At 56.0% G+C, this 21,580-nt stretch carries 20 protein-coding genes and 2 pseudogenes; 12 read left to right on the plus strand and 10 right to left on the minus strand.

Annotated features, from left to right (window positions below; genetic code table 11):
* Nucleotides 1-231 precede the first annotated feature (231 nt).
* Nucleotides 232-495 carry an AzlD family protein gene (locus IR141_RS06340; RefSeq protein WP_245231732.1) on the minus strand — a complete coding sequence of 88 codons (264 nt, stop codon included), beginning with the start codon at nucleotides 493-495 and terminating at the stop codon, nucleotides 232-234.
* A gap of 31 nt (nucleotides 496-526) precedes the next feature.
* Nucleotides 527-1,246 carry an AzlC family ABC transporter permease gene (locus IR141_RS06345; protein ID WP_135034851.1) on the minus strand — a complete coding sequence of 240 codons (720 nt, stop codon included), beginning with the start codon at nucleotides 1,244-1,246 and terminating at the stop codon, nucleotides 527-529.
* A gap of 202 nt (nucleotides 1,247-1,448) precedes the next feature.
* Between IR141_RS06345 and cysT the strand changes: the two are divergent.
* A pseudogene (cysT, locus tag IR141_RS06350) lies at nucleotides 1,449-2,283 on the plus strand (sulfate ABC transporter permease subunit CysT).
* A gap of 630 nt (nucleotides 2,284-2,913) precedes the next feature.
* Here the strand turns inward: cysT and truB are convergent.
* Together truB and rbfA are read right to left on the minus strand one after the other, a co-directional pair.
* Nucleotides 2,914-3,819, minus strand: a complete 906-nt coding sequence (truB, locus tag IR141_RS06355; RefSeq protein ID WP_135034853.1) for a tRNA pseudouridine(55) synthase TruB — start codon at nucleotides 3,817-3,819, stop codon at nucleotides 2,914-2,916.
* 117 nt (nucleotides 3,820-3,936) lie between these two features.
* On the minus strand, nucleotides 3,937-4,308 hold the full coding sequence (rbfA, locus tag IR141_RS06360; RefSeq protein ID WP_135034855.1) for a 30S ribosome-binding factor RbfA: 372 nt from the start codon (nucleotides 4,306-4,308) through the stop codon (nucleotides 3,937-3,939).
* A 305-nt stretch (nucleotides 4,309-4,613) separates the two neighbouring features.
* Here rbfA and IR141_RS06365 point away from each other — a divergent pair, with 305 nt between their 5' ends.
* Nucleotides 4,614-5,660 carry a Gfo/Idh/MocA family oxidoreductase gene (locus IR141_RS06365; protein WP_135034857.1) on the plus strand — a complete coding sequence of 349 codons (1,047 nt, stop codon included), beginning with the start codon at nucleotides 4,614-4,616 and terminating at the stop codon, nucleotides 5,658-5,660.
* A gap of 73 nt (nucleotides 5,661-5,733) precedes the next feature.
* Here the strand turns inward: IR141_RS06365 and IR141_RS06370 are convergent, their stop codons facing one another.
* Nucleotides 5,734-6,072, minus strand: a complete 339-nt coding sequence (locus IR141_RS06370; protein ID WP_135034859.1) for a hypothetical protein — start codon at nucleotides 6,070-6,072, stop codon at nucleotides 5,734-5,736.
* Nucleotides 6,073-6,404: 332 nt separating this feature from the next.
* Between IR141_RS06370 and waaF the strand changes: the two genes are divergently transcribed.
* On the plus strand, nucleotides 6,405-7,421 hold the full coding sequence (gene waaF / locus IR141_RS06375) for a lipopolysaccharide heptosyltransferase II (protein ID WP_135034861.1): 1,017 nt from the start codon (nucleotides 6,405-6,407) through the stop codon (nucleotides 7,419-7,421).
* A gap of 887 nt (nucleotides 7,422-8,308) precedes the next feature.
* Here the strand turns inward: waaF and IR141_RS06380 are convergent.
* The gene (locus IR141_RS06380) at nucleotides 8,309-8,938 is read right to left on the minus strand and encodes an HI_0552 family protein (RefSeq protein ID WP_135034863.1); all 630 of its coding nucleotides are present in this window, start codon (nucleotides 8,936-8,938) and stop codon (nucleotides 8,309-8,311) included.
* 144 nt (nucleotides 8,939-9,082) lie between these two features.
* Between IR141_RS06380 and IR141_RS06385 the strand changes: the two genes are divergently transcribed.
* The 3 genes from IR141_RS06385 to IR141_RS06395 all read left to right on the plus strand — a co-directional run bounded on the left by IR141_RS06385 (nucleotide 9,083) and on the right by IR141_RS06395 (nucleotide 12,902).
* Nucleotides 9,083-10,513, plus strand: a complete 1,431-nt coding sequence (locus IR141_RS06385; RefSeq protein WP_135034865.1) for a 3'-5' exonuclease — start codon at nucleotides 9,083-9,085, stop codon at nucleotides 10,511-10,513.
* A gap of 368 nt (nucleotides 10,514-10,881) precedes the next feature.
* Nucleotides 10,882-11,976: a chorismate synthase gene (aroC, locus tag IR141_RS06390; protein WP_135034867.1), complete on the plus strand. Its 1,095-nt coding sequence runs from the start codon at nucleotides 10,882-10,884 to the stop codon at nucleotides 11,974-11,976.
* A gap of 299 nt (nucleotides 11,977-12,275) precedes the next feature.
* Nucleotides 12,276-12,902 (plus strand): DUF1269 domain-containing protein, encoded by a 627-nt coding sequence (locus tag IR141_RS06395; RefSeq protein ID WP_135034869.1) that lies wholly within the window; start codon nucleotides 12,276-12,278, stop codon nucleotides 12,900-12,902.
* Here IR141_RS06395 and IR141_RS06400 read toward each other — a convergent pair.
* Nucleotides 12,889-13,059, minus strand: a complete 171-nt coding sequence (locus IR141_RS06400) for a hypothetical protein (RefSeq protein WP_167743076.1) — start codon at nucleotides 13,057-13,059, stop codon at nucleotides 12,889-12,891. The two genes, IR141_RS06395 and IR141_RS06400, sit on opposite strands and share 14 nt — an antisense overlap.
* A gap of 367 nt (nucleotides 13,060-13,426) precedes the next feature.
* Between IR141_RS06400 and IR141_RS06405 the strand changes: the two genes are divergently transcribed.
* The gene (locus tag IR141_RS06405; RefSeq protein ID WP_135034871.1) at nucleotides 13,427-13,873 is read left to right on the plus strand and encodes a ProQ/FINO family protein; all 447 of its coding nucleotides are present in this window, start codon (nucleotides 13,427-13,429) and stop codon (nucleotides 13,871-13,873) included.
* A gap of 288 nt (nucleotides 13,874-14,161) precedes the next feature.
* On the opposite strand, the gene IR141_RS06410 is transcribed toward IR141_RS06405, so the two are convergent.
* Entirely contained in the window at nucleotides 14,162-15,034 is an 873-nt protein-coding gene (locus IR141_RS06410; protein ID WP_135034873.1) for a DMT family transporter, read from the minus strand.
* Nucleotides 15,035-15,709: 675 nt separating this feature from the next.
* Between IR141_RS06410 and IR141_RS06415 the strand changes: the two genes are divergently transcribed.
* A complete protein-coding gene (locus tag IR141_RS06415) occupies nucleotides 15,710-17,056 on the plus strand; it encodes a murein hydrolase activator EnvC (RefSeq protein WP_135034875.1) in 1,347 nt (448 codons plus the stop codon).
* Nucleotides 17,044-17,184, plus strand: a complete 141-nt coding sequence (locus IR141_RS06420) for a hypothetical protein (RefSeq protein WP_167743078.1) — start codon at nucleotides 17,044-17,046, stop codon at nucleotides 17,182-17,184. Before IR141_RS06415 ends, IR141_RS06420 begins: the two co-directional genes overlap by 13 nt.
* Before the next feature lie 632 nt (nucleotides 17,185-17,816).
* On the opposite strand, the gene IR141_RS06425 is transcribed toward IR141_RS06420, so the two are convergent.
* Nucleotides 17,817-17,981 carry a hypothetical protein gene (locus IR141_RS06425; RefSeq protein WP_167743080.1) on the minus strand — a complete coding sequence of 55 codons (165 nt, stop codon included), beginning with the start codon at nucleotides 17,979-17,981 and terminating at the stop codon, nucleotides 17,817-17,819.
* Nucleotides 17,982-18,110: 129 nt separating this feature from the next.
* On the opposite strand from IR141_RS06425, the gene IR141_RS06430 reads away from it, so the two are divergent.
* The 3 genes from IR141_RS06430 to IR141_RS06440 all read left to right on the plus strand — a co-directional run bounded on the left by IR141_RS06430 (nucleotide 18,111) and on the right by IR141_RS06440 (nucleotide 21,168).
* Entirely contained in the window at nucleotides 18,111-19,571 is a 1,461-nt protein-coding gene (locus IR141_RS06430; RefSeq protein WP_135034877.1) for a S41 family peptidase, read from the plus strand.
* A gap of 516 nt (nucleotides 19,572-20,087) precedes the next feature.
* Nucleotides 20,088-20,630 carry a DUF2062 domain-containing protein gene (locus IR141_RS06435; RefSeq protein ID WP_135034879.1) on the plus strand — a complete coding sequence of 181 codons (543 nt, stop codon included), beginning with the start codon at nucleotides 20,088-20,090 and terminating at the stop codon, nucleotides 20,628-20,630.
* Entirely contained in the window at nucleotides 20,623-21,168 is a 546-nt protein-coding gene (locus tag IR141_RS06440; protein WP_135034881.1) for a type IV secretion protein Rhs, read from the plus strand. Before IR141_RS06435 ends, IR141_RS06440 begins: the two co-directional genes overlap by 8 nt.
* 222 nt (nucleotides 21,169-21,390) lie before the next feature.
* Here IR141_RS06440 and IR141_RS06445 read toward each other — a convergent pair.
* Nucleotides 21,391-21,580, minus strand: a pseudogene (locus tag IR141_RS06445) (IS1595 family transposase); the annotation flags it as partial.

The following is a 21,580-nucleotide window of genomic DNA, read 5'->3' on the forward strand; positions in this document are numbered from 1 at the left end:
GCTGCGCAAGCCCGCCGCGCTACCCCAGTCCAAACGGCCTCCACCCAAATGTTGGTTCATCAACAATTGAATATTTCAACCTAGATTCCCCTGCGCGTGAATGACGGCGTTTGAGCATTTCAAACGGCATGAAGGCATGTTTTGCAAAACTTCAGGCCGTCTGAAAAGATTTGCGGCTTTTCAGACGGCCTGATAATCGGCAGCTTCTATATTATTCCATTATTCCCAACCTTATTTCATCAAATAGCCCAACACTCCCGATGACACCACCGCAACCAGCACCGTGGGCAGCATGCCCCAGCGGGCGGCAGCAAACAGCGTGATGGCGAGCGCAACCAATTCATGCGGTTTGTCGGATACGAAATGCGGGGCAATCACGGCAACCAGCACGCAGCCCGGCGCGGCTTCCATCACCGCCGCCGCCCGCCTGCCCGGTGTGCGGTTGCGCAGGGCGGAAAAACCGATCAGCCGCGTGGAATAGGTTACTGCCAGCATACCCGTAATGGTGAGGAACGAAGCCACGAAATCATGCTTTGTCTCCCCCAAAATAAGCGGCCAGCAGTCCCGCCGCCGCACCGGCAGGCACATACCACGCCCCATCGGCAGCGAGATATACCGCCGCAGCCGCCACCAAGCTCACCAGCCACGGGCGCGCGGCGGCAAAACCTTTCCACAAACCGCGCAGCAGCACCAGAAACACGGCGGGGAAAGCCATGCCGAATCCCCAAGCCTCCACATCGCCCAACCCCGGGCCGACAGCCGCACCCAAACCGGTGAACACCACCCACACCGCGTAAAGCGTTAAGCTCACACCCATATAATAAGGCAGGCTCAACAGCGGCAGGCCGAGACCGAGCTTTTTGCGCCTGTGGATGTCGGCCAAGCTCATCGCCCAGCTTTCATCGGCCATAAAAAACAGCGCGGGCAGGGCTTTTTTCAAAGGCAGCCCTTTCAAATAAGGCGCAAGTGCCGCCCCCATCAGGATATGGCGGCTGTTAATCATCAGGGTTACGGTGATAATCAGCAGCGCCGGCAGCGGGCTGCCCCACAAACCCACGGCGGCAAATTCGGAGCCGCCGGCAAAGTTCAGCCCGGCCATCATCGACATTTCCAGCGGGCTCATGCCTTTCTGCCCGCCCTGCACGCCTAAAATCAATGCAAACGGCAGCATGCCGATAATCACCGGCAGGCAGTCTTTCACACCGCGTTTGAATTCGGACCGGGTCGGCAGGTTGTTCGTTGTCATGGCGGTATCCAAAACAGAAAAGGCCGCCATTATAAACCAAGCGGCCGTCTGAAAACATGGTGCCGCCCGCTGGTTGCAACGGCTGCAAACCGTTATAACGAAATCATCTTTTATTAAAACCAACCATTCTTTCCCTTTTTCAGACGGCCTCGGTAAAGTGGCGGCATATCCCTGATGATTTGCGCTTGCGCGCTGCCCGATTATGCTGCTGCTCAAAACCCCCAGCGTGTTACCCGGCTTCAAACTCAGCCTCGGCTTAACTGTGTTGTGCCTGTCGCTTTTGGTTGTGCTGCCGTTTGCAATGATGGCGGTGAAAGCGGGCGAAATCGGCTGGACTGCGTTTTGGCAGACCATTTCCGAGCCTAATGTTTTGGCGGCGGTGTGGCTGAGTTTGAAGATGTCGTTTTATGCCATGCTCACCAATATCGTGTTCGGCACGCTGGTGGCGTGGGTTGGTGCGTTATGAGTTTCCGGGCAGAAATCTGGCCAACGCGCTGGTGGATCTGCCGTTTGCGCTGCCCACCGCCGTAACCGGCATCGCGCTGGCCACGCTCTATGCGCCGCAGGGTTGGATAGGCCGTCTGTTTGCGCCGTGGGGTATCAGCATCGCATTCACCCCTGCCGGCATCTGGATTGCGCTGGTGGTGGTGAGCCTGCCGTTTATCGTGCGCGCGGTGCAGCCGGTGCTCGAAGAATTGCCGGCCGGATACGAAGAAGCCGCCGCCACGCCGGGTGCCGGCCGTCTCACCGTGTTCCGCCGCGTGCTGCTGCCCGAAATCACCCCCGCCCTGCTCACCGGCACCGGCATGATGTTTGCCCGCGCCACCGGCGAATACGGTTCGGTGATTTTTATCGCGGGCAATATCCCGATGGTTTCCGAAATTCTGCCGCTGGTGATCACCGGCAAGCTCGGGCAGTTTGATGTGCAGGGCGCATCGGCGGTGACGCTGTTTATGCTGATGATTTCGTTTGCGGTTCTGTTTCTGCTCAACGCCGGCCAATGGGCTTTGAACAAACGGGCGGGCGCGAAGGCTTGAAGCGCAGGCCGTCTGAAAAGCCACCCCGTTAGGTTTCAGACGGCCTTATGCCAACGATGCCCTACCGCCGGAACCGGCGCAAAACGGCAAAGGAAGGCAGGCCGACAATACAGCTCCGGATCTGCTGCCGCTTGGGCGGCCTGCAAAGCCGTTCTCTTCGAACAAAAAAGAACAAAAAAAGCGCGGCAACGCTGTAACGGAAACAACACCGCAAAGGCCGTCTGAAAAACCGTTCCGTTATGTTTCAGACGGCCTGACACCGCCTACCCGTGAAAAGTAATGCAGAGGGCGGCAAGGGTAAAGCCATACAGGCAGGCACGGCCCCGACTCTGCCGCTTGGGCGGCCTGCAAAACCGTTCTCTTCGAATAAAAAAGGAACAAAAAAGCGCGGCAACGCTGTAACGGAAATAACACCGCAAAGGCCGTCTGAAAAACCTGCACACGCTTTTCAGACGGCCTTGTCTTTATCTCTAACGCTTTCTTCCCTGCCGCAGGGCAATCCGTCTGTTTGCGGAAAACACCCTGCCCGGCAGCAGGCAGCGGCCGGCCGTTTGAACACCACAGCGGTTAAAAAAGAACCGTAGAAAGAATCGGATTGCTTGATTTATTTGCGCCCGGCTGCTTGCAGATTCAGCCGCATTTTGCTGTGTTCATCAGGCGCACGGCTTTCAGACGGCCCTGGCGTATTTCGGCCAGGCCGATGAAGGTGCCGTTTTCGCGGTATATGCGCAGCGGGCCGCCCTCCGGCCTGCCCTCGGCATCTGGGCGGCGGCCTGTTTGCAGCATATCGGCGGCGCAGCTGCCGATCACGGTTGCAGGCAGGTGCCGAACCAGCGCATCACAGGGCAGCAGCAGCGCATCGCGTTCGGCTTCGCTTAAGGCTTCGAGGGTTTCGAGGGTATGGCTTTCGGCGGTGGTGAAACCTGCGGTTTCGGTGCGGCGCAGGGCGGTGAGGTGGGCAAAGGTGCCGGTGTGTTTGGCGATGTCTTCGCCGAGGGTGCGGATATAGGTGCCTTTGCTGCAACGCACGTCAATCACGGCGGCGGGCGGGGAAAACGAGCGGATATTGATCGAATAAATTTCGATGCCGCGCGCTTTGCGCTCAATGGTGATGCCTTTGCGGGCGTATTCGTAGAGCGGCCTGCCTTCGTGTTTCAATGCCGAAAACATCGGCGGCACTTGGCGGATTTTGCCCGTTAATGCGCGGCAGGCCGTCTGAAAAGCGGCAGGGCTGATATCTGCGGGCGCGGCGGCGATCACTGCGCCTTCGGCATCACCCGTGGTGGTGGCTTCGCCGAGCTTCAGCGTGGCGGTGTAGGCTTTGTCGGCATCGAGCAGATATTGGGCGAATTTGGCGGCTTCGCCGAAACACACGGGCAAGAGGCCGGTGGCGAGCGGGTCGAGCACGCCGGTGTGCCCCGCTTTTTCGGCGCGGTAAAGGCGGCGGGCTTTCTGCAGGGCGGCGTTGCTCGAGAGCCCTTGCGGTTTGTCGAGCAGCAGCACGCCGTTTACGGGGCGTTTGGTCGGTTTGTGCATACGGGGTTTCGGTGGGTATCCAAAGAGAAAGGCCGGTGTTTCAGACGGCCTGGGGGGCAGTTGCAGCCTGCGGGCGGTTATGTTCGGCAGCGGTTGTGTCGGGCAGTTGCGCCCGGTTTAGTCTTCCACCGGTTTTTCTGCCGCCACCTGATCAATCAGGTGAGAGATGCTCATGCCGCGCGCCAGCGATTCATCGTATTTGAAATGCAGCTCGGGCGTGCGGAACAGCTTGATGCGTTTGCTCAATTCGCTGCGCAGGTAGCCTTTGGCGTGTTCGAGCGCTTCTTCGGTGATTTCGCGGGCGGTGTCGTCAAGCACGGTGTAATAAACGGTGGCGTGGCTGTAGTCGCGGGTAACTTCCACATCGTTGATGGTGGTGAAACCGGCGCGCGGGTCTTTGAGGCCTTTGCGCACCAGTTCGGCCAGCTCGCGCATAATCTGCTCTTTCACGCGGTCTTGGCGGGCATAGCCCCGTTGGGGTTTTCTCATGCGGTGATCCTTTAATCGATGATGCCGCCTGAACAATGTTTCAGACGGCCGAATATTCCAAACCGCCGCCATTATAGCCGATAGCCGGTTCGATTTAAATGAAAGCAAGGCGGCAGGGCGCAGGCCGTACGAATCATGCTGCGCCGGTTCTGCCGCCGCTTTGGCAGCCGGCAACATCATTTTTTGGGGCTGAAACAGGCCGGTTGCGGTATTCAGTTTTTGTAATCCGCCATATTTCTCTTTCAGACGGCCTGCAAAAGCGGTAGGCTTAGGGCTGACACCCGACAATCAAACAGGAGCTTGGCATGACCCAAACCATCAAAATCGGCCTGGCCGGTTTCGGCCTTTCCGCCAAAGTGTTCCATCTGCCGTTTTGGCAGGCAGACGGGCGTTTCAAAGTGGTGCGCGTGTTGCAGCGTTCGGGCAGCCCGGCGCAGCAAATCCTGCCTGATGCAGAAATCGTGCGCAGTTTCAGCGGGCTGCTGGCAGACGATACCGATTTAATCGTGATTACCACGCCCAACCAAACGCATTTTGAGTTTGCCCAACAAGCCCTGCTGGCAGGCAAGCATGTGGTGGTGGAAAAACCGCTGTGCGCCACCGCAGCCCAAGCGCGCCGGCTGGCGGAGCTGGCGAAAAAACAGGGCGTGGTGCTGACGGTGTATCAAAACCGCCGCTGGGACGCCGCGCTCCTCACCGCCAAACGGCTGCTTTCAGACGGCCTGCTGGGCGATATTGTCGATTGCGAAATCCGTTTCGAGCGTTACGCCGAAGGCTTGAGCCCGAAAAGCTGGAAAGAAACCGGCGGGGCAGGCGTAGGTTTGGTGTACGATTTAGGCTCGCACCTGGCCGACATGGCGGTGGATCTGTTCGGCCTGCCGCAGGAAATCTATGCCGATGTGCGCCGCCAGCACGAGGGCGCGGTGAGCGATGATAATTTTCAGATGCTGCTTTATTACCCGGACGGCAAAAAAGTTTCGCTCACGGCGGGAAAATACATGCGCGAGCCGCTGCCGTTTATGGCTTTGCACGGCAAACGCGGCTCTTATGTGAAACAAAACGCCGACAATCAGGAAGCTCTGCTGGCTGCGGGCGCGGTGCCCGAGGGTGATTGGAACCGCGAACCGGAAGCCGAATGGGGCATTCTGCACACGAAAACCGCCGAAGGCGCCGTTATCCGCCAACGTTTTGAAGGCGAGCGCGGCGATTACGGCGCGTTTTACCGCAACCTTTACAATGTGTTGGCCAATGGTGCCGAATTGGCGGTGAAACCGCAGCAGGCGGTGCAGGTTTTAGATTTGCTGGAAAAGGCTTACCAAAGCGCAGAAAGCAAACAGCGGGTGGAAATTTGAATGTTTATGTTTATGTTTATGTTTATATTGATAGGCTCAGGCCGTCTGAAAGTTTTCAGACGGCCTGTTTCCGTTATAAACAGCAGCTGCCGAAACGCAGTTTTTTGCTGAACACCAATTCGTGTGTGAGCTGTTTCACCACCAAAATATTGGTGCGGTCTTCCAATGCGCGGATGCTGTGGGCTTCGTTCGGCTCCAGGCGCACCACCTGAAACCCGGCGGTGTTAAGCGTTTCTTTTTCGGTGGTGATTTGCGCGCTGCCGTTGAGCACGATTAACAGTATGATGGCATCGGTTTCGTAAACGGGGATTTCGTTGCCGCGCTGCAGGGAAAGCTGCACGAGCTGTTGGTCGTTGTCTTCGGCAATCACGCCGCCGATTAAGGCCTGTGGGTCTAAAATATATGGTTTCATGGGCGCATATTCTCTGTGAAATTTCATTACGCCGCCCATTATAAAACCGCCGGCGGCGGCGGGCAGGCTTTTTCAGACGGCCTTTGATATAAGGCAAAGGCAGGGTTCGCGCTGCGGCAGGCCCAATCCGCTTCATTGCCGCCCCAGCCCGAAAAGAGCGCTTCTGCCCGCCGGCAAAGCGGCAAACAGAACCGTTTCTGCGCCGCCTGCCGCCAAAAATAAAGCAGCTTCGCCATACACACCGCGCCGCCTGCCGCCCCGTATCCAAAATCGGCCCGATTCGCTATACAATATGCAGCGTATCAAAAATATACCGAGCCACACCCGCCGCCATGTCGAAAAAAATCCTGATTATTTCCCCCAGTTGGATAGGCGACTGCGTGATGACGCAGCCGCTCTGCCGCCGCCTGCACGAGCTGCACCCGGGCGCCGCCATCGATGTGTTTGCCCCCAAATGGTCGATGGCCGTGTTCGAGCGCATGCCCGAAGTCAGCGAAATCATCGAAAACCCGTTCGGCCACGGCGCGCTGGCGCTGAAAAAACGCTGGCAAACGGGGCGGCAGCTGGGGCGGCGTGGTTACGACCGGGTTATCGTGCTGCCCGGTTCGCTCAAATCCGCCCTGATTGCGGCTGCCAGCGGCATCAAACAGCGCACGGGCTATGTGGGCGAATCGCGCTACCTGCTGCTCAACGACATCCGCAAACTCGATAAGGCCGCGCTGCCGCTGATGGCAGACCGCTATACCGCGCTGGCGCATTCCACGCAGGCCGCATTCAACGGCAGTCCGGGCAATCCGCTGTTTAAAATCGATGCAGAGCGCAAAGCGGCCGCGCTGGCCAAACACGGCTTGAACACCCGCCAACCCGTTTCGGCTTTCTGCCCGGGCGCAGAATACGGCCCCGCCAAACGCTGGCCCGCCCGCCATTTTGCCGAACTCGCCCGCCGCCATGCCCGCGCCGGCCGGCAGATCTGGCTGTTCGGCTCGCAAAAAGATTTCGATATTGCCGAAGAAATCAACACGCTTTCAGACGGCCTCTGCATCAATTTGTGCGGCAAAACCGATTTGGCAGAAGCCATCGATTTATTGGCCTGCGCCGAAACCGCAGTCTGCAACGACAGCGGCCTGATGCACCTGGCCGCCGCCGTGGGCTGCAGGCTGGCGGCGGTGTACGGCTCTTCCAGCCCAGTCCACACACCGCCGTTGAGCAATCGTGCCGCCATCGTAAGCCTGAATTTAGACTGCTCGCCCTGCTTCAAACGCGAGTGCCCGCTGGGGCATACCGACTGCCTCAACAAACTCGCGCCCGAGCAGGTGGAGCAGGCAATAAAATCGCTGGAGCAGGCTTGACTTCTGTATCCAACCCTCCACCGAAACCGGCACGCGGACGGCAGGCCGCAGGCGGTGCAGACACCGCATGACAGCCAACGCCGTGATGATTTCTAGAACAGATCGGCGGCAGCAGAAGGCCGTCTGAAAAACAACGGGGCGGTTTTCAGACGGCCTAACGTATTTTTATTTCCGCTGCGGCATTTGCCGTGCTTTTAATTTAAAGAGAACGGTTTTTTCAAGCCGCCAAGCGGCAACGGAATGAGCCCACAATATCCCTAGTGCCTTCGGCCTGCGTAGGTTTTAGCGGAGCAGGCAGTTCAGATCGCTGAAGCAGGCTTGACTTCTGTATCCAACCCTCCACCGAAACAACTACACGAACGGCAGATCGCAGGCGGTATAGACACAGCATGACAGCCAAGGCCGTGATGATTTTTAGAACAGATCGGCGGCAGCAGAAGGCCGTCTGAAAAACAACAGGGCGGTTTTTCAGACGGCCTAAATGAATTTTGCAAAGGTTGCGCCCTTTTCGCTTTTACTCCCGCTGCGGCATGGCTGTGTTTTTTTATTTCCGCTGCGGCATTGCCGTACTTGTGTGCTGACTTTATTCTGCTGGTGTTCAAAGAGGGCGGCAGAATCGGTTCTCTACGCTCCAAGCCGCCTGCGGTTTGCCGCCCTGCATCGATTCCAGCGGGTTCGGCGGTAACGGAAGGCCGGTATAGAACCCCCGGTGTTTTTACAGTATGCCGAGACAATCCCGCATAACCCGCGAAACCGCCGCAATCCCGCCGGGCAGGCCATATCGGCACGGCCACCGTTACCGCATACCGAAAGCCGCATGATTGCCGCCACTGCAAAAAAGTGACGCTCCCCTTGCCGCAATTTAAACAGGGGGCCTGCCCTGCACTTCAGGTTGCCTCAACTCCAGTGAAGCAGGCTTCATATAAAGGCTGCAGGGCGCGGATTTGCGCCGCCAGCCAGGCCGCGCTGTCGGTTTGGCCGATAACGCCGCGTTCGATATGGCTGCCGATGCAGAAAAAATCACCCGGAGCCAGATCCAAACCACCCGCACGCTGTACCGCCGCAGTCGGATAATCGGCATATTCTCCATCGCTGTCGCGCCACATATCGAAGCCGTCAAAATCCCCGCCCGCCAAAGCCTGCAGCCATTGCCGGTATTGCTCCAGCGACACGGCCGACTGCGCCGCACGGTAGCTGTGCCAATCCAAGCACACGCCTAAACGGCGGCGGTTGAGCAGCAGCGAAAAAATCACTGCCGAATCCTGATAACGCATGTATTTGAAATAGGCAAAAAAATGCGCCCGCACCTGCCAGCCGTTGCACCAGCACTCGATATGCGGCGGAGCAAATTCCGCGCCCAGCTGCGCCGCAACATTCTCCACCGTATGCCGCCACACCAGCCACGCCGAGCGGTGCGCCGCTTTAATCCCGTCCAAACGCTCCGGACAATAACGCTTGATTTGCGCCAATTGAAAAAACGGCAAATCGAATACAGCGGCATGATGCGGCTGCAACATTATCGGCTCCCGTCAAAAAACAGCATTCTACCCCAGCGGCTTCGATATAGTACAAAAAGCCGTCTGAAGTTTTCAGGCGGCCTTTGCTTATTCTTGCTTTAAATAAGCTACTATAAGATTTGGGGAACCAAACATCAATCTTGTATGTCATTAAGCCACATCACAGCACCTGTTAAAAACATGAACCACAGCCAACCTTATTTAACCCGATACGGCAAACTCGGCCATATTATTTGGGAAAGCCGTGAAACGCTCTGCCAATGCACAAAGCCGAAATGTTCACATTCTATTCGATATATTGAAACATTTTATGCCTCACCAACCTGCCCCAAGTGCAAAAGCCGAATCGAGCATCCTTATAAATATATTGTATTCGATGTTGAAAGCCCTGCTGTAAAGTTTGATAAGGCTAAACCAAACTCTGAAGAAAACCCAACTGAATTTCGAATCTGCCAATTTTCGTGGGCAGTTTACCGCCATGATGGCAATCTTGAATATATTCAAAACCACATTATCCAACCCAACGGCTACCGACTACCCGCCGATCATCAAAACAGACGCGGCTTTTCTCATGATGATGCCTGTAAACAAGGCAGGCCTATTCTTGAAGTTATCAGCCTTTTCCAACAAGATTTAGCACGTTACCCTGCTGATGAAATATGCTTGATTGCATTTAATATTTCACATGATATTGGTTTAATCAATAAAGAACTGTTACGGACAGGGCAGGACGAAATAAATTTTTCAACATTCAAACAATTCTGTCTGATGAAAAACACCACAAGCCTATGTGAACTAACCTTTCCAGACGGGCGGGAAGGGTTTAAACACCCTTCACTGATGGAGCTCCACCAATATTTGTTTGGCGGTTTTTCAAACTGGCATAATGCTTTTTACGATGTCCAGGCCACAGCCAGATGTTTTTTTGAGTTGGTCGGGCGAAAATATATCGTCTGCACACATGAAATCGACACAATAGCCGATTTACGAAACGAGACAAAACACAAACAAGAATACACAGAAAAGATGCTTTCAGAAAACAAGCAATTAGAAAACCGGCTCGAACATACAAAATCAGCGTTGTCTTCAGCCTTACACAACAATCAACAACTTCAAGAACACCGTTTATGTTTAGACAGAGATATTCGGACATGGCAAAGCCGTTATGCAACCTTAACCTCGCAAAACAAACAGCTTCGGTTTGCACTTGCAGCCATAACAACCGCCTTCTTTATAACCATAATCTGTTATTTCTTATGGCCGTCTGAAAACCATCTATATCATGCCGGCAACCAACCCAATCAGTTGGTGATTGCAAAAAACACCGCACTATATAAACGCGCATCAAGAAAATCCGGCAATTTCGCCGGATTTATACAAAAATGCAGTCTTGTGTCTGTTACCAAAAACAACAACGGTATAAGCGAATACGGCAATGGCAAATGGCTGCACATTTCCTATACAGGAAAAATCTGCCAGAATCAGAACATGAAAGGAAAATGTCTTAACAAACACACTGCGGGCTGGGTTGATGCCAAAGATATCCAATCAAAAACAAAATCCTGCCCAAATTAAAAACACCTATATATGATAAAAATCATTGAAACAAAGCCATAAAATTGCATTGCCCGCTTGCCCGCTGCTTCTTCAATCATTATATTTTGCCCCGCTTCAATCAGAAAAATCCAATCATACCTGCCGTCCGCACCACAATTCCGCAAGCTGCAAACATCTTGAAAGCCTTAACCGGCACATTCTGCCGCGACCCGGCCGTTTTTTTGTTTAACGTTTGACCGCTCCGGTTTCAGCAACCCAATGTAGTGCCGTATATCGACACTCTATGCCATACCCCGCCCATTGCAGGCAAACTCTCCAAGCCTTTCAGACGGCCTTTATGCTAAACTGGCCGTCCGTTTTCCAACCCTTTCCCAAAGCACAACACTATGGCAGGAAACACTTTCGGACAACTCTTTACCGTAACCACTTTTGGCGAAAGCCACGGCCCCGCGCTGGGCTGCATCATTGACGGCTGCCCGCCCGGGCTGGCCTTAACCAAACAAAACATCCAAGCCGATCTCGACCGCCGCAAACCCGGAACCAGCCGCCACGTTACCCAGCGGCGCGAGGCTGATGAAGTGGAAATTCTATCGGGCGTGTTTGAAGGCCGCACCACCGGCACCCCCATCGCGCTGCTGATCCGCAACACCGACCAGCGCAGCAAAGACTACGGCAATATCGCCCGCCGGTTCCGCCCCGGCCACGCCGATTACACCTATTGGCACAAATACGGCCTGCGCGACTACCGCGGCGGCGGCCGCTCTTCCGCCCGCGAAACCGCCGCCCGCGTGGCTGCCGGCGCCGTGGCCAAGAAATGGTTGAGCGAAACATTCGGCACCGAAATCGTGTGCTGGGTAACACAAGTCGGCGAAGTGGAAATCGCATTCGAGGGCGAGCAGTTTATCGCGCAAAACCCGTTTTTTGCCGCCAACCAATCGCAAATCGGCCGGCTCGAAAACTATATCGACAGCGTGCGCAAATCGCTCGATTCGGTGGGTGCCAAACTGCACATCGAAGCGCGCAACGTGCCTGTGGGCTTGGGCGAACCCGTGTTCGGCCGCCTCGATGCCGACATCGCCCATGCCCTGATGGGCATCAATGCCGTAAAAGGCGTGGAAATCGGCGACGGCTTCGATGTAGTTGCCCAGCGCGGCAGTTTCCACGGCGATGAGCTTACCCCGCAAGGCTTCAAATCCAACCACGCCGGCGGGGTGTTAGGCGGCATTTCCACCGGCCAAACCATCACCGCCAACTTTGCCGTCAAACCCACCAGCAGTATCGCCACCCCCCGCGAAAGCATCGACATCGATGGCAACAGCGTCCAAATCGCCACCAACGGCCGCCACGATCCCTGTGTGGGGCTGCGCGCCGCACCGGTTGCCGAGGCCATGCTGGCTTTGGTGTTAATTGACCATGCCCTGCGCCACCGCGCCCAAAACGCCGGTGTGCGTGTAAGCACACCCGATATCGAACACCGCTGAACACAGCCCCCTAAAAACTTCCGGGCCGTCTGAAAAACACCAACCGCCGTCATCCGGCCGTGTTTTCAGACGGCCTTTATCCTTTGCCCCCCGGTTTGCAGCACCTTACCGCCGTTTGTATGCCGTTTGCCGACAGCATTAACAGCAGCTTACCGAATCATGAAAATATGTAAAACACCCTGCCTTGCCGAAACTTTTTAATATCAGCAGTCTATCTTTAAATATCGCGGTGTGTATGTATCGCAGTAATTCACCGCCAGAGCATTACCGCCCCCTCCCCCCCCCGAAGGAGTAAAAATATGCAGCAAAACATTATTGTCGGCTTATTCAACGTCCCCAGCGAAGCCTACCAAGCCTTCAGCGAATTGAAGGCCTACCGCCAAACCCATGATTCTTTGATTGCACAAGCCGTATTGGTGAAAAAAGAAAACGGCGTGATTACTGTGGCCGACAGCACCGATTTTGCCGAAAATGCCGATGAAGGCGCAGTTACAGGCGGCCTGCTGGGCGCATTAATCGGCGTGTTGGGCGGCCCCGTGGGCATGCTGCTGGGCGGCGCAACCGGTGCCATCATCGGCAGCAGCACGGGCGCAACCGTTTCGCTCGCAGAAGCTACGCTGATGGAAAGTGTGTCGCAAAAAATGATCAATGGCGATGCGGCCGTGATTGTGCTGGCCCAAGAAGCAAGCGAAGTGCCTGCCGATGCTTTCTTCGGCCGCTTCGACACCCATGTTTTGCGCTGGAGCGCAGAAAGCGTCCAACAAGAAGTGTTGGCCGCCGCCGAGGCCGAAACAGAGCTGCAACGCCAAGCGCGTGAGGAGCTGCGGCAACGCCGCAAAGCCGAGCGCAAAGAAAAAGCAGAAGAGCTGCAAAACAGCCTGAAACAGAAATTTGAAGATTTAGGCAAAAAAATCAAAGGCGGATAAGCTGCTCCGCCGCCGCCCCTTTGGGCAAATCTGATGCACAACAGCGGCTGTGTTTGCCGTTTCGGCAGGCGGCATACGGCGACAACGCCCTCAAATTGCCGCCTGCGCAACAAAGGCCGTCTGAAAAGGTTTTCAGACGGCCTTTGAATATCATCAAACAATTTTCCATCTCAGGGTCATTTCGGAAAGGTGCTGCGGCGGTGCCGCCCCAAAAGAGTCGGAAACGCCCTATGTGATTCTGATTGCCTGCCATCTCGCCCGCAAATCCGCCCACCGCTGCCGCCGGCACGGCCATACAAACCTCATTGGCGCAGCGGCAGAATAACGCCCGCCATATCAGCAAAATTCCGAGAGACACCGCACACCCGCAGCGGCAGGCCAAACCATCAACGGCATAGCTGCCGCGGCCAACCGCACCATGCGCCCAAGCTCAAACATTATCGACAAAGCCTTAGCCAAAACACCGGCTTTATACTAAAATATGCAGATTACCCAATCAGACCATCAGTTTCAGGAACACCAACATGACGAAGGAAACCGCTTTGGGCGCAGCACTGAAATCCGCAGTGCAAACCATGAGCAAAAAGAAACAAACCGACATGATTGCCGAACATATCTACAATAAATACGATGTATTCAAACGCTTCAAACCGCTGGCTCTCGGCATCGACCAGGATTTGATTGCCGGGCTGCCCCAGTTTGACCCCGCCCTGATTGCGCGCGTGCTGGCCAACCACTGCCGCCGCCCGCGTTATCTCAAGGCACTCGCCCGCGGCGGCAAACGCTTTGATCTGAACAACCGCTTCAAAGGCGAAGTCAGCCCCGAAGAGCAGTCAATCGCCCAACAGCACCCTGCCGTGCAGCAGGTGCTTGCCGCCCGCGCCGAACGCCAAGCCGCCGCCCAAGCGCAGCAAACTGCCGAAACCGCGCCGCCATCTCCCGAAGCCCCCGCGCAGAGCAACAACGGCTAAACGCCCTGTCAAACCGGTTCCGCCAACCGCAAGGCGGGCAGAAACGCCTTGCGGCCGTCTGAAAGCCTTTACGGCCAGCCTTTTGAAAATCCTACAACACCGGCGCCCTTGCCTGCGGCAAGGAGCCTGCCCGCCCCGATTCCTCGTTGCTGCGCCCTGTATCGAAAATATGCACACCCGCTCCGCCGACAGAGCACATCTGACCCGGCTCGAATATCACATGACATTTTCAGCAAAAAATAATTTCAAACGGCCTGAGCCAAAACAGCCGTGCCGATAACCGGTCATTCACATGCCCAGCCAGCCTGCCAAGATATTCCAATAAAACAGGCAGCCGATGGCGCACACCGCCACCACAATCCCCGCCGCGTTGACGGCGCTGATTTTTTCTTTAAACGCCAAAGCCCCCACCAGCGTGCCGAGCACAATCACGCCGATATTCATGCCCGCAAACACCAGCGTAGGGTTGCTGCCCATCACTTGGTGCGCGCGCACATAGGTGAAAATATTGGCAAAATTCAAACAGCCCAGCACCATCCCGCCGAGTATGCCCGCCGCCGACCATTTGGCCGGCCTGGAAAACAGCCAGCCAAACATCAACACCCCTGCCAGGCAAAACGCCACCAGCAGGTTGCCGGCAAAAGCCGTGCCGCTTTTGGCCACCTGTTTAAACAGAATATCGATCACGCCGTAGCCCGCCCAAACGCCCAGCAGCCAGCCCGCATTGGCCGCAAACCCCTGTTTTTTACCGCCATCGGGCTTCCAAAGCAGGCAGAACAACGCCGTAAACGCCAACGCCAAACCGATCAGACGGCCTGTTGAAAGCTGCTCGCCAAACAGCGTAAACGAAGCCAAAACCGGCAGAAACAGCGACAGCCGCTGCGCCGCATCGGCCCGCACAATCCCCGCCTGTTCCACCGCCTTTCCCATCACCACAAACACAGAAGGCAGCAAAATGCCCAGCGCGGCAAACAGCCACCATGTCGGCAGATAAGCCTTCCATGCGCTCAAATCAGGCTTCAGCAACTGCATACACAACACAACGGCAACGATATAGTTCACCGCCACCGCCTGAGCGATGTCTATTTTCCGCGAGCGGGCGAGTTTGAGCAGCACCGACACGGCCACGCTGCAAAAAATACTGGCAATCAAATAAAGCATCAACACCTCCACCGCAGTTTACCGGGCCGTCTGAACAACCGGTTTCACACACCAACCGGCTCCTGCAGACACCCGCGCTGCAAAACCATTCAATCTTGGAAAACCGGTTATCCGGCCCGACAGCCGCTTTCTCCCGCCGCCTAAACCATGGCCGCCGATTCAGGCACACTCAAAACCACACGGCTTTGCCGCGCCTTGCGGCATTCGGCAACGCTGAAAAATCCCGACACAAACCTGCCAAAACAAAACCTACACACCATTGGAATTTCCATACCGACATCCTGCACGCCAAATATTTCCACCGTTTCAGACGGCCGCAACCGGCGCAAAAAACCGTTATTTTATCGGTCTTTGCCGCCCCCCAACAAGAGCCGCCCGATATGGCCGCGCCCAAACCATATCTTTTCAGCAAGCCACACAGTGAATCACATAGCGAATCTGCTTTATTTTCAGCACCGGGCGGCAAAACAATACGGAACCTATCCTATTGCGGCTTTGGCAGCCGGCAAAACCATCCCCTTCGGGATAAGGCCGGCAATACCGTAACGCCGATAAAGCGGGCGCACATAACCGCCCGGAGCCCGGCCTGCCGTTAAAACACCGCCTCCCGCCCGATTTTCAGGCGGCCTGCCTATCCGTTATAATCGGTTTTTCATCACCCTGCGCCCCGCCGCCATGCCGATCAAACCGCTGTTGTCCGCCCTCCTGCTCTGCTGTTCCGCCGTCTTTGCCGCCCCCGAGCCCGTGCCTGCCGATGCCGCCCAAGCCGGCAGCGGTTTGCAGGAAATCCGCCGCGCCATCAGCGATGCCCAAGCCGATCTCAAACGCAAGCAGAGTGCGCAACAAAACGCCCGCGCCGCGCTTGAGCGCACCCAAGCCGCGCTGACCAGAGCGCAACAGGAGCTCGCAGCCATCAACAAACAGCAGCGCAACGCCTGGGCAAAACTGCAAAAGCTGCAAAACGAGCTGGGCCGTCTGAAAACCGAAGTGGCCGGCATCAAAGCCCAAGTGGCACGCCTGCTTGCCGGCCAATATAAAAACCGCCACCCCAATGCAGTGGCACTGTTTCTGAAAAACGCCGAGCCGGGGCAGAAAGCACGCTACCTGCAATACAGCCGCTACATCAACGAAGCCAACCAAAAAGTCATGAACGATTTGGCGCACCGGCAGGCCGGGCTGGAAAAACAAGAAGCCGCCATCGATGCCGGGCTGGCACGTCTGAACAAAATCAAAGCCCAACGGCAGGCAGCCATCAACAAACTCGGCCGCGCCGACACCGCCGCCCAAGCCGAAAGCCGCCGGCTTTCCGAGCAGATCAACAGCCAAATCCGGCATATCTCCGCCCTGCGCGAAAACGAGCAGCGTCTCAACGCCCTGTTGGCAGACATCGCCAAACGCAACGCCGCAAAACGCCGCCAAGAAGCCGAAGCCCGCAAAAAAGCCGCCCAAGCGCGGCTGGCCGCCGCCGAAAAAGCACGCACCGAAAAAGAACAAGCCAAAATCAAAGGCAAACCTGCCCCAACCCAAGAAAGCAAACCCGCCAAAACACCCACCCCCAAACCGCAGGCCCCGCGCTCCACCCTCACCGCCGAAGACCGCGCCCTGCAGGCTCCCGACCAAACCACCAAATATAAAAACAGCTTCAGCCGCATGCAGGGCAGCCTTATCCGCCCCGTGGGCGGCAGCATCAGCGGCCGCTTCGGCCAGGCCCGCCCCGGCGGCGGCACCTGGAAAGGCGTGTTTTTCGCAACCGGCAATGCCCCCGTGCGCAGCATCGCCGGCGGCACCGTTGCCTATGCCGGTGCTCTGAGCGGTTACGGCAACATGGTGGTGCTCGACCACGGCGACGGCTATGTAAGCGTATATTCAGGCTTAAGCAGCGTATCGGTGGGCAGCGGCGGCAGCGTGGGTGCCGGCAGCACCATCGGCACCAGCGGCAGCCTGCCCACCGGAGAGCAGGGGCTGTATCTCGAAATCCGCTACCGCCGCCAGCCGATGAACCCGCTCTCATGGCTGCGCTGAAACCCGCCCTCACGGCTGCGCCCCATTTTCTCTTAACCGCTTTTTCAGACGGCCTTACGCCGCAAAACCCGCAGCAAGGCCGTCTCCCCTCTCCCAACGATTTTTCAACCCTTTCCCAAACAGCCTGATACGGCCAAAATCCGCATCAGGCTGCCGCTCCACATTCAAACCTGCCTAATTTCCGCCCGCCGTCTGAAATATCGGCAGGTCTGTACGGGAAGCAGAGGCCGTCTGAAAATATCAAACCAACCTGAATGGGAAACACTGGCTGTCTGAAAATATCAGACCAACCTGAACCTGAATGGGAAACACAGGCCGTTTGAAAATCCGGCGCAATCGTTTCAGGATAACGTTCAGACGGCCCGGCTGTTCGGTTTGACTCCGAAAGCCCCGCCGCGCTTGCAAACCCGCTGCCGGCCGTCTGAAAATCCGCAAGATGCTTTTCAGACGGCCTGATGCAGTTGAAGCGGCCGCAGGCTGCGCCCCATCTTCCCCTACCTTTTTTCAGACGGCCCTGATGCGCTTGAAACCCGCTGCGGATTGCCGCTCTCCCTTCAAACCTGCAAACCTCCGTTTTCCAAGCCGTCTGAAACAGCGCATCTGTACAGCCCGTTCAAACGGCTGCTGTTTTCAAACAGCCTTAATCGGCTTTAAAACATCTTTCAGACGGCCTGTATCCCCTCCCGCCCCGTCAAAACCGCCGGCCCAGTGCAGCACCCGCACCCGCGCTTCAAACCCGCCGGAAACAGACTTTAAAGATTTAAAAGCAAACGGTTTCACAACAGCCGTCTGAAAATAACGCCACAGCTGCCTGAAAGCCCATCATCAGAATTTGATTGGCAGCCTGAGCCGTCTGAAAATTTTTTTCAGACGGCCGGGTAATATTCAGACGGCCTGCCCGCCTTGTGCTGCACCGCCGTTGCAAATCAGGCCTTATTTAGCATTTTTTTACCCCTATACAGTTGCCCGCAAACGATAAATCACATAAAGTTCCACAGTTATCCAAGCAGGCCGTCTGAAAGCCTGCGGCTCAGAAGAAAGAGAAAGTTTGGCAATGTCTAATTCCACTTTAAAAAAAATCGCCCTATACACACTGGGCGCATTCAGCGGCGTGGCGTTAAGCCTGAGCGTGCAGAGCCATGCGGCCGGCGAAAAGAAAAACGAAGCCCTGCCGGTGCAGTCCATCCGCACCATGGCCGAAGTGTACGGCCAGATTAAAGCCAATTATTATCAAGACAAATCAGACGATGCCCTGATTGAAGGCGCCATGAAAGGCATGGTATCCGGCCTCGACCCCCACTCGGAATACATGACCAAAAAAGATTATGCCGACCTGAAAGAAAGCACCAGCGGCGAATTCGGCGGCTTGGGTATGGAAGTGGGCGCGGAAGACGGCTTTGTGAAAGTGATTGCCCCGATTGAAGACACACCTGCCGAGCGCGCCGGCGTGAAAAGCGGCGACTTTATCGTGAAAATCAACGGCGTATCCACCCGCGGCATGACGGTCAACGAAGCCGTGAAAAAAATGCGCGGCAAACCCGGAACCGACATCACGCTCACCCTTTCGCGCAAAGATGCCGCCAAACCCATCACCATGAAAATCACCCGCGCCGTCATCAAAGTGAAAAGCGTGCGCCACCACCTGCTCGAGCCGGGCTACGGCTATATCCGCATCAGCCAATTTCAGGAGCGCACCGTGCCCGCGCTCAACGAGTCTGCCCAAGCCTTGGCCAAACAAAACAAAGGCCCGCTCAAAGGCCTGGTACTCGATTTGCGCGATGACCCCGGCGGCCTGCTTAACGGCGCGGTGGGCGTGTCTGCCGCCTTCCTGCCCGCCAACGCCACCGTGGTGAGCACCAAAGGCCGCAACGGCAAAGGCGGCATGGTATTGAAAGCAGTGCCTGAAGACTACATTCTCTCTTCCGGCAAAGACCCGCTCTCCGGCCTGCCCGCCGAGCTGAAAACCATCCCCGTTACAGTGCTGATTAATTCCGGCTCGGCTTCGGCTTCGGAAATTGTGGCGGGCGCGCTGCAAGACCACCGCCGCGCGGTGGTGGTGGGGACGCAGAGTTTCGGCAAAGGCTCGGTGCAAACCGTGCTGCCGCTCTCCAACGGCAGCGCCGTCAAGCTGACCACCGCACTCTACTACACCCCTAAAGACCGCTCGATTCAGGCGCAAGGCATCGTGCCCGATGTGGAAGTGAAAGACAAAGACCGCCTGTTTGAAAGCCGCGAAGCCGATTTGGCCGGCCACATCGGCAACCCCTTGGGCGGCGCAGAAGTAAACGGCGGCGAATATGTGCCGTCTGAAACCGCGAAAGAAGAGCCTAAAACCAAAAGCAAAAAAGAAAAAGACGAAGACCGCTCTTCCCGCCGCATTCCCAACCCGGCCAAAGACGAGCAACTGAAAAAAGCGCTCGAATTGGTGAAGCAGCCCGCCCAATGGCAAAAATCGCTGGGGCTGGCCGCCAAAAAACCGGCACCCCAAAAAGAGAAAAACGGCGAATCGGAATAAACCCCCGACTGGCTGCACCTGCAGGCCGTCTGAAAGCATATTGAAACACCGCCCACGGCGGAACGGCCACGATGTTTTCAGACGGCCTTTATCTAGATTGCGCATACAGCCTGTCCGTTTAACAATCATAACGGAACAACGACAGAGAAAATATGCAGATACCGGTGGTGCAAACCACACAGCAACACAGGCCGGTGCCGTTTGGTTTCACAACGGAGCAGCCAACCGCTCTGTTTACGCTGCGGCGTGCTTGCTGCGCTCCTGCTCAAAGATACCGATTTTGAAAATGCTGAAGCGGCCACAAACCCGGTTTAGCAATGCCCGCACCACCTAAGGCCTGCCGCTTGCGCCGGAGAATAAAGCGGATTCACCCTAGAAACAAACATAAAAACAAAATTTTGCCGGCCGCCCGTGCTGCCAAGGCCAAGCCCGAGCCGCAGCATCCGGCACCAAAGCAAGCTCCGCCAATCACTTATATCCCTTGAAACTGCCGGATTACCCCCGATTTCTACCCGCATGACCGATACCAAACACACATCTTGGCGCAGCAGGCTGCCCGACCGCGAACAAATTTTCGCCTCACGCTGGAGCAAACCCTTTGCCCCGCTGTTCGACCAACCCTATTTCTGGACACTCAACCGCCGCCAAGCCGCCCTATCCGTTGCCGTAGGTATGTTTTGCGGCCTGATGCCCGGCCCCACCCAAATGCTCACCGCCCTGATTGCCGCCTATTTTCTGCGCACAAACCTACCCGTTGCCGTGTTCACCACCCTCTACACCAACCCCATTACTTATATGCCGCTTTACTACACTGCCTACAAAATCGGCAGCGCCCTACTGGGCGTAAAAGCAGCGGCAACCCTGGAATTTCCCGCCTGGAGGAGCGGAAACTTTCTTACCGAATCATGGGCTTGGCTGATTGGCGCAGGCAAACCGCTGCTGGTGGGCGTACCCATTTTAGGCTCAGTGCTGGCCGTAGCAGGCTATCTTGCCGTACTCACAATCTGGCGGCTGCGCACTGCCAGATTGTGGCAGAAACGGAAAGCCCGCCGTGGCTGAACGCTGGCGGCGGCTGAACGCTCAAGAAACTAAGGCAGCGCAGCTGGTTTTTTCAGACGGCATCGACTACGGCCGCATCAAAATCTACCGCGGCATACCGCTGCTGCCCGATCTCAATGTAGCCGTTGCCCCCAACGGCCACATTTATTTTCCCCGCCAAAACTGCCCCGACGACTTCACCTGCACAGGCACGCATTACACCGTGTGGCTGATACACGAACTGACCCACGTTTGGCAATACCAACACGGCTACCGCACCTGGCTGGGCGGCCTGATGCTGGCCGTTAAAGGCGGCTACCGCCAACGCTGCTGCTACGCCTACCCCTCCCCCGCAAGCATCCGCAGCATCGCCGATTTAAACATGGAGCAGCAAGCCGAGCTTATCGCCCACTACTACGCCGCCCGCTTTCTTAAATGGCCGCAATATCAAACCGACCTGCCCCATTTCGAAGCCGTTTTAAACAGCTTTCTCGCCAACCCGCACAACACCGCACTGCTACCGAAATACCGCAACAGTTTAAGCTGGTTTACCGGCTGAAAGATATTATAATGTAACATATTTCATTTCCGTTACGATGTTGTTACGCCATTTATACTATTTGCAGCTTACTAAGGCGAACTCACTATAACGAACATACTGAACAAGTATAGCTAAAAAATTGAAGCTTGTGCAAAACCCATACAGCATCTAAAAACATTTACATTATTCTCGGACTTAACTCTTACATCTTAATAATATAGGGGCTGAAGTAGATTAGCCCTAAACACCACACCAAAGCCGCAAAGTTTTTAACTGCTGCTTTGGTGTCCCGAAGTTAAAACGAAACTCACATTCTTTCAAGAACAGAGGAAAAGATTTTCGGTCGATTCCGTTGTATTTGCGCAAGACACGTTTCGCCTGATTCCAAAAATTCTCAATGCCGTTGATATGGTTGTGTCGGTCGGCAAAC

Origin of the sequence: Neisseria sp. 19428wB4_WF04, assembly GCF_015235335.1 — a bacterium.
Lineage (GTDB): Bacteria > Pseudomonadota > Gammaproteobacteria > Burkholderiales > Neisseriaceae > Neisseria > Neisseria musculi.

What these genes read in the sequence shown, in the direction of transcription:
- IR141_RS06340 (WP_245231732.1), bottom strand. Translation starts at nt 495, where the DNA reads ATGCTGGCAGTAACCTATTCCACGCGGCTGATCGGTTTTTCCGCCCTG.
- IR141_RS06345 (WP_135034851.1), bottom strand. Translation starts at nt 1,246, where the DNA reads ATGACAACGAACAACCTGCCGACCCGGTCCGAATTCAAACGCGGTGTG.
- truB (WP_135034853.1), bottom strand. Translation starts at nt 3,819, where the DNA reads ATGCACAAACCGACCAAACGCCCCGTAAACGGCGTGCTGCTGCTCGAC.
- rbfA (WP_135034855.1), bottom strand. Translation starts at nt 4,308, where the DNA reads ATGAGAAAACCCCAACGGGGCTATGCCCGCCAAGACCGCGTGAAAGAG.
- IR141_RS06365 (WP_135034857.1), top strand. Translation starts at nt 4,614, where the DNA reads ATGACCCAAACCATCAAAATCGGCCTGGCCGGTTTCGGCCTTTCCGCC.
- IR141_RS06370 (WP_135034859.1), bottom strand. Translation starts at nt 6,072, where the DNA reads ATGAAACCATATATTTTAGACCCACAGGCCTTAATCGGCGGCGTGATT.
- waaF (WP_135034861.1), top strand. Translation starts at nt 6,405, where the DNA reads ATGTCGAAAAAAATCCTGATTATTTCCCCCAGTTGGATAGGCGACTGC.
- IR141_RS06380 (WP_135034863.1), bottom strand. Translation starts at nt 8,938, where the DNA reads ATGTTGCAGCCGCATCATGCCGCTGTATTCGATTTGCCGTTTTTTCAA.
- IR141_RS06385 (WP_135034865.1), top strand. Translation starts at nt 9,083, where the DNA reads ATGTCATTAAGCCACATCACAGCACCTGTTAAAAACATGAACCACAGC.
- aroC (WP_135034867.1), top strand. Translation starts at nt 10,882, where the DNA reads ATGGCAGGAAACACTTTCGGACAACTCTTTACCGTAACCACTTTTGGC.
- IR141_RS06395 (WP_135034869.1), top strand. Translation starts at nt 12,276, where the DNA reads ATGCAGCAAAACATTATTGTCGGCTTATTCAACGTCCCCAGCGAAGCC.
- IR141_RS06405 (WP_135034871.1), top strand. Translation starts at nt 13,427, where the DNA reads ATGACGAAGGAAACCGCTTTGGGCGCAGCACTGAAATCCGCAGTGCAA.
- IR141_RS06410 (WP_135034873.1), bottom strand. Translation starts at nt 15,034, where the DNA reads ATGCTTTATTTGATTGCCAGTATTTTTTGCAGCGTGGCCGTGTCGGTG.
- IR141_RS06415 (WP_135034875.1), top strand. Translation starts at nt 15,710, where the DNA reads ATGCCGATCAAACCGCTGTTGTCCGCCCTCCTGCTCTGCTGTTCCGCC.
- IR141_RS06420 (WP_167743078.1), top strand. Translation starts at nt 17,044, where the DNA reads ATGGCTGCGCTGAAACCCGCCCTCACGGCTGCGCCCCATTTTCTCTTA.
- IR141_RS06430 (WP_135034877.1), top strand. Translation starts at nt 18,111, where the DNA reads ATGTCTAATTCCACTTTAAAAAAAATCGCCCTATACACACTGGGCGCA.
- IR141_RS06435 (WP_135034879.1), top strand. Translation starts at nt 20,088, where the DNA reads ATGACCGATACCAAACACACATCTTGGCGCAGCAGGCTGCCCGACCGC.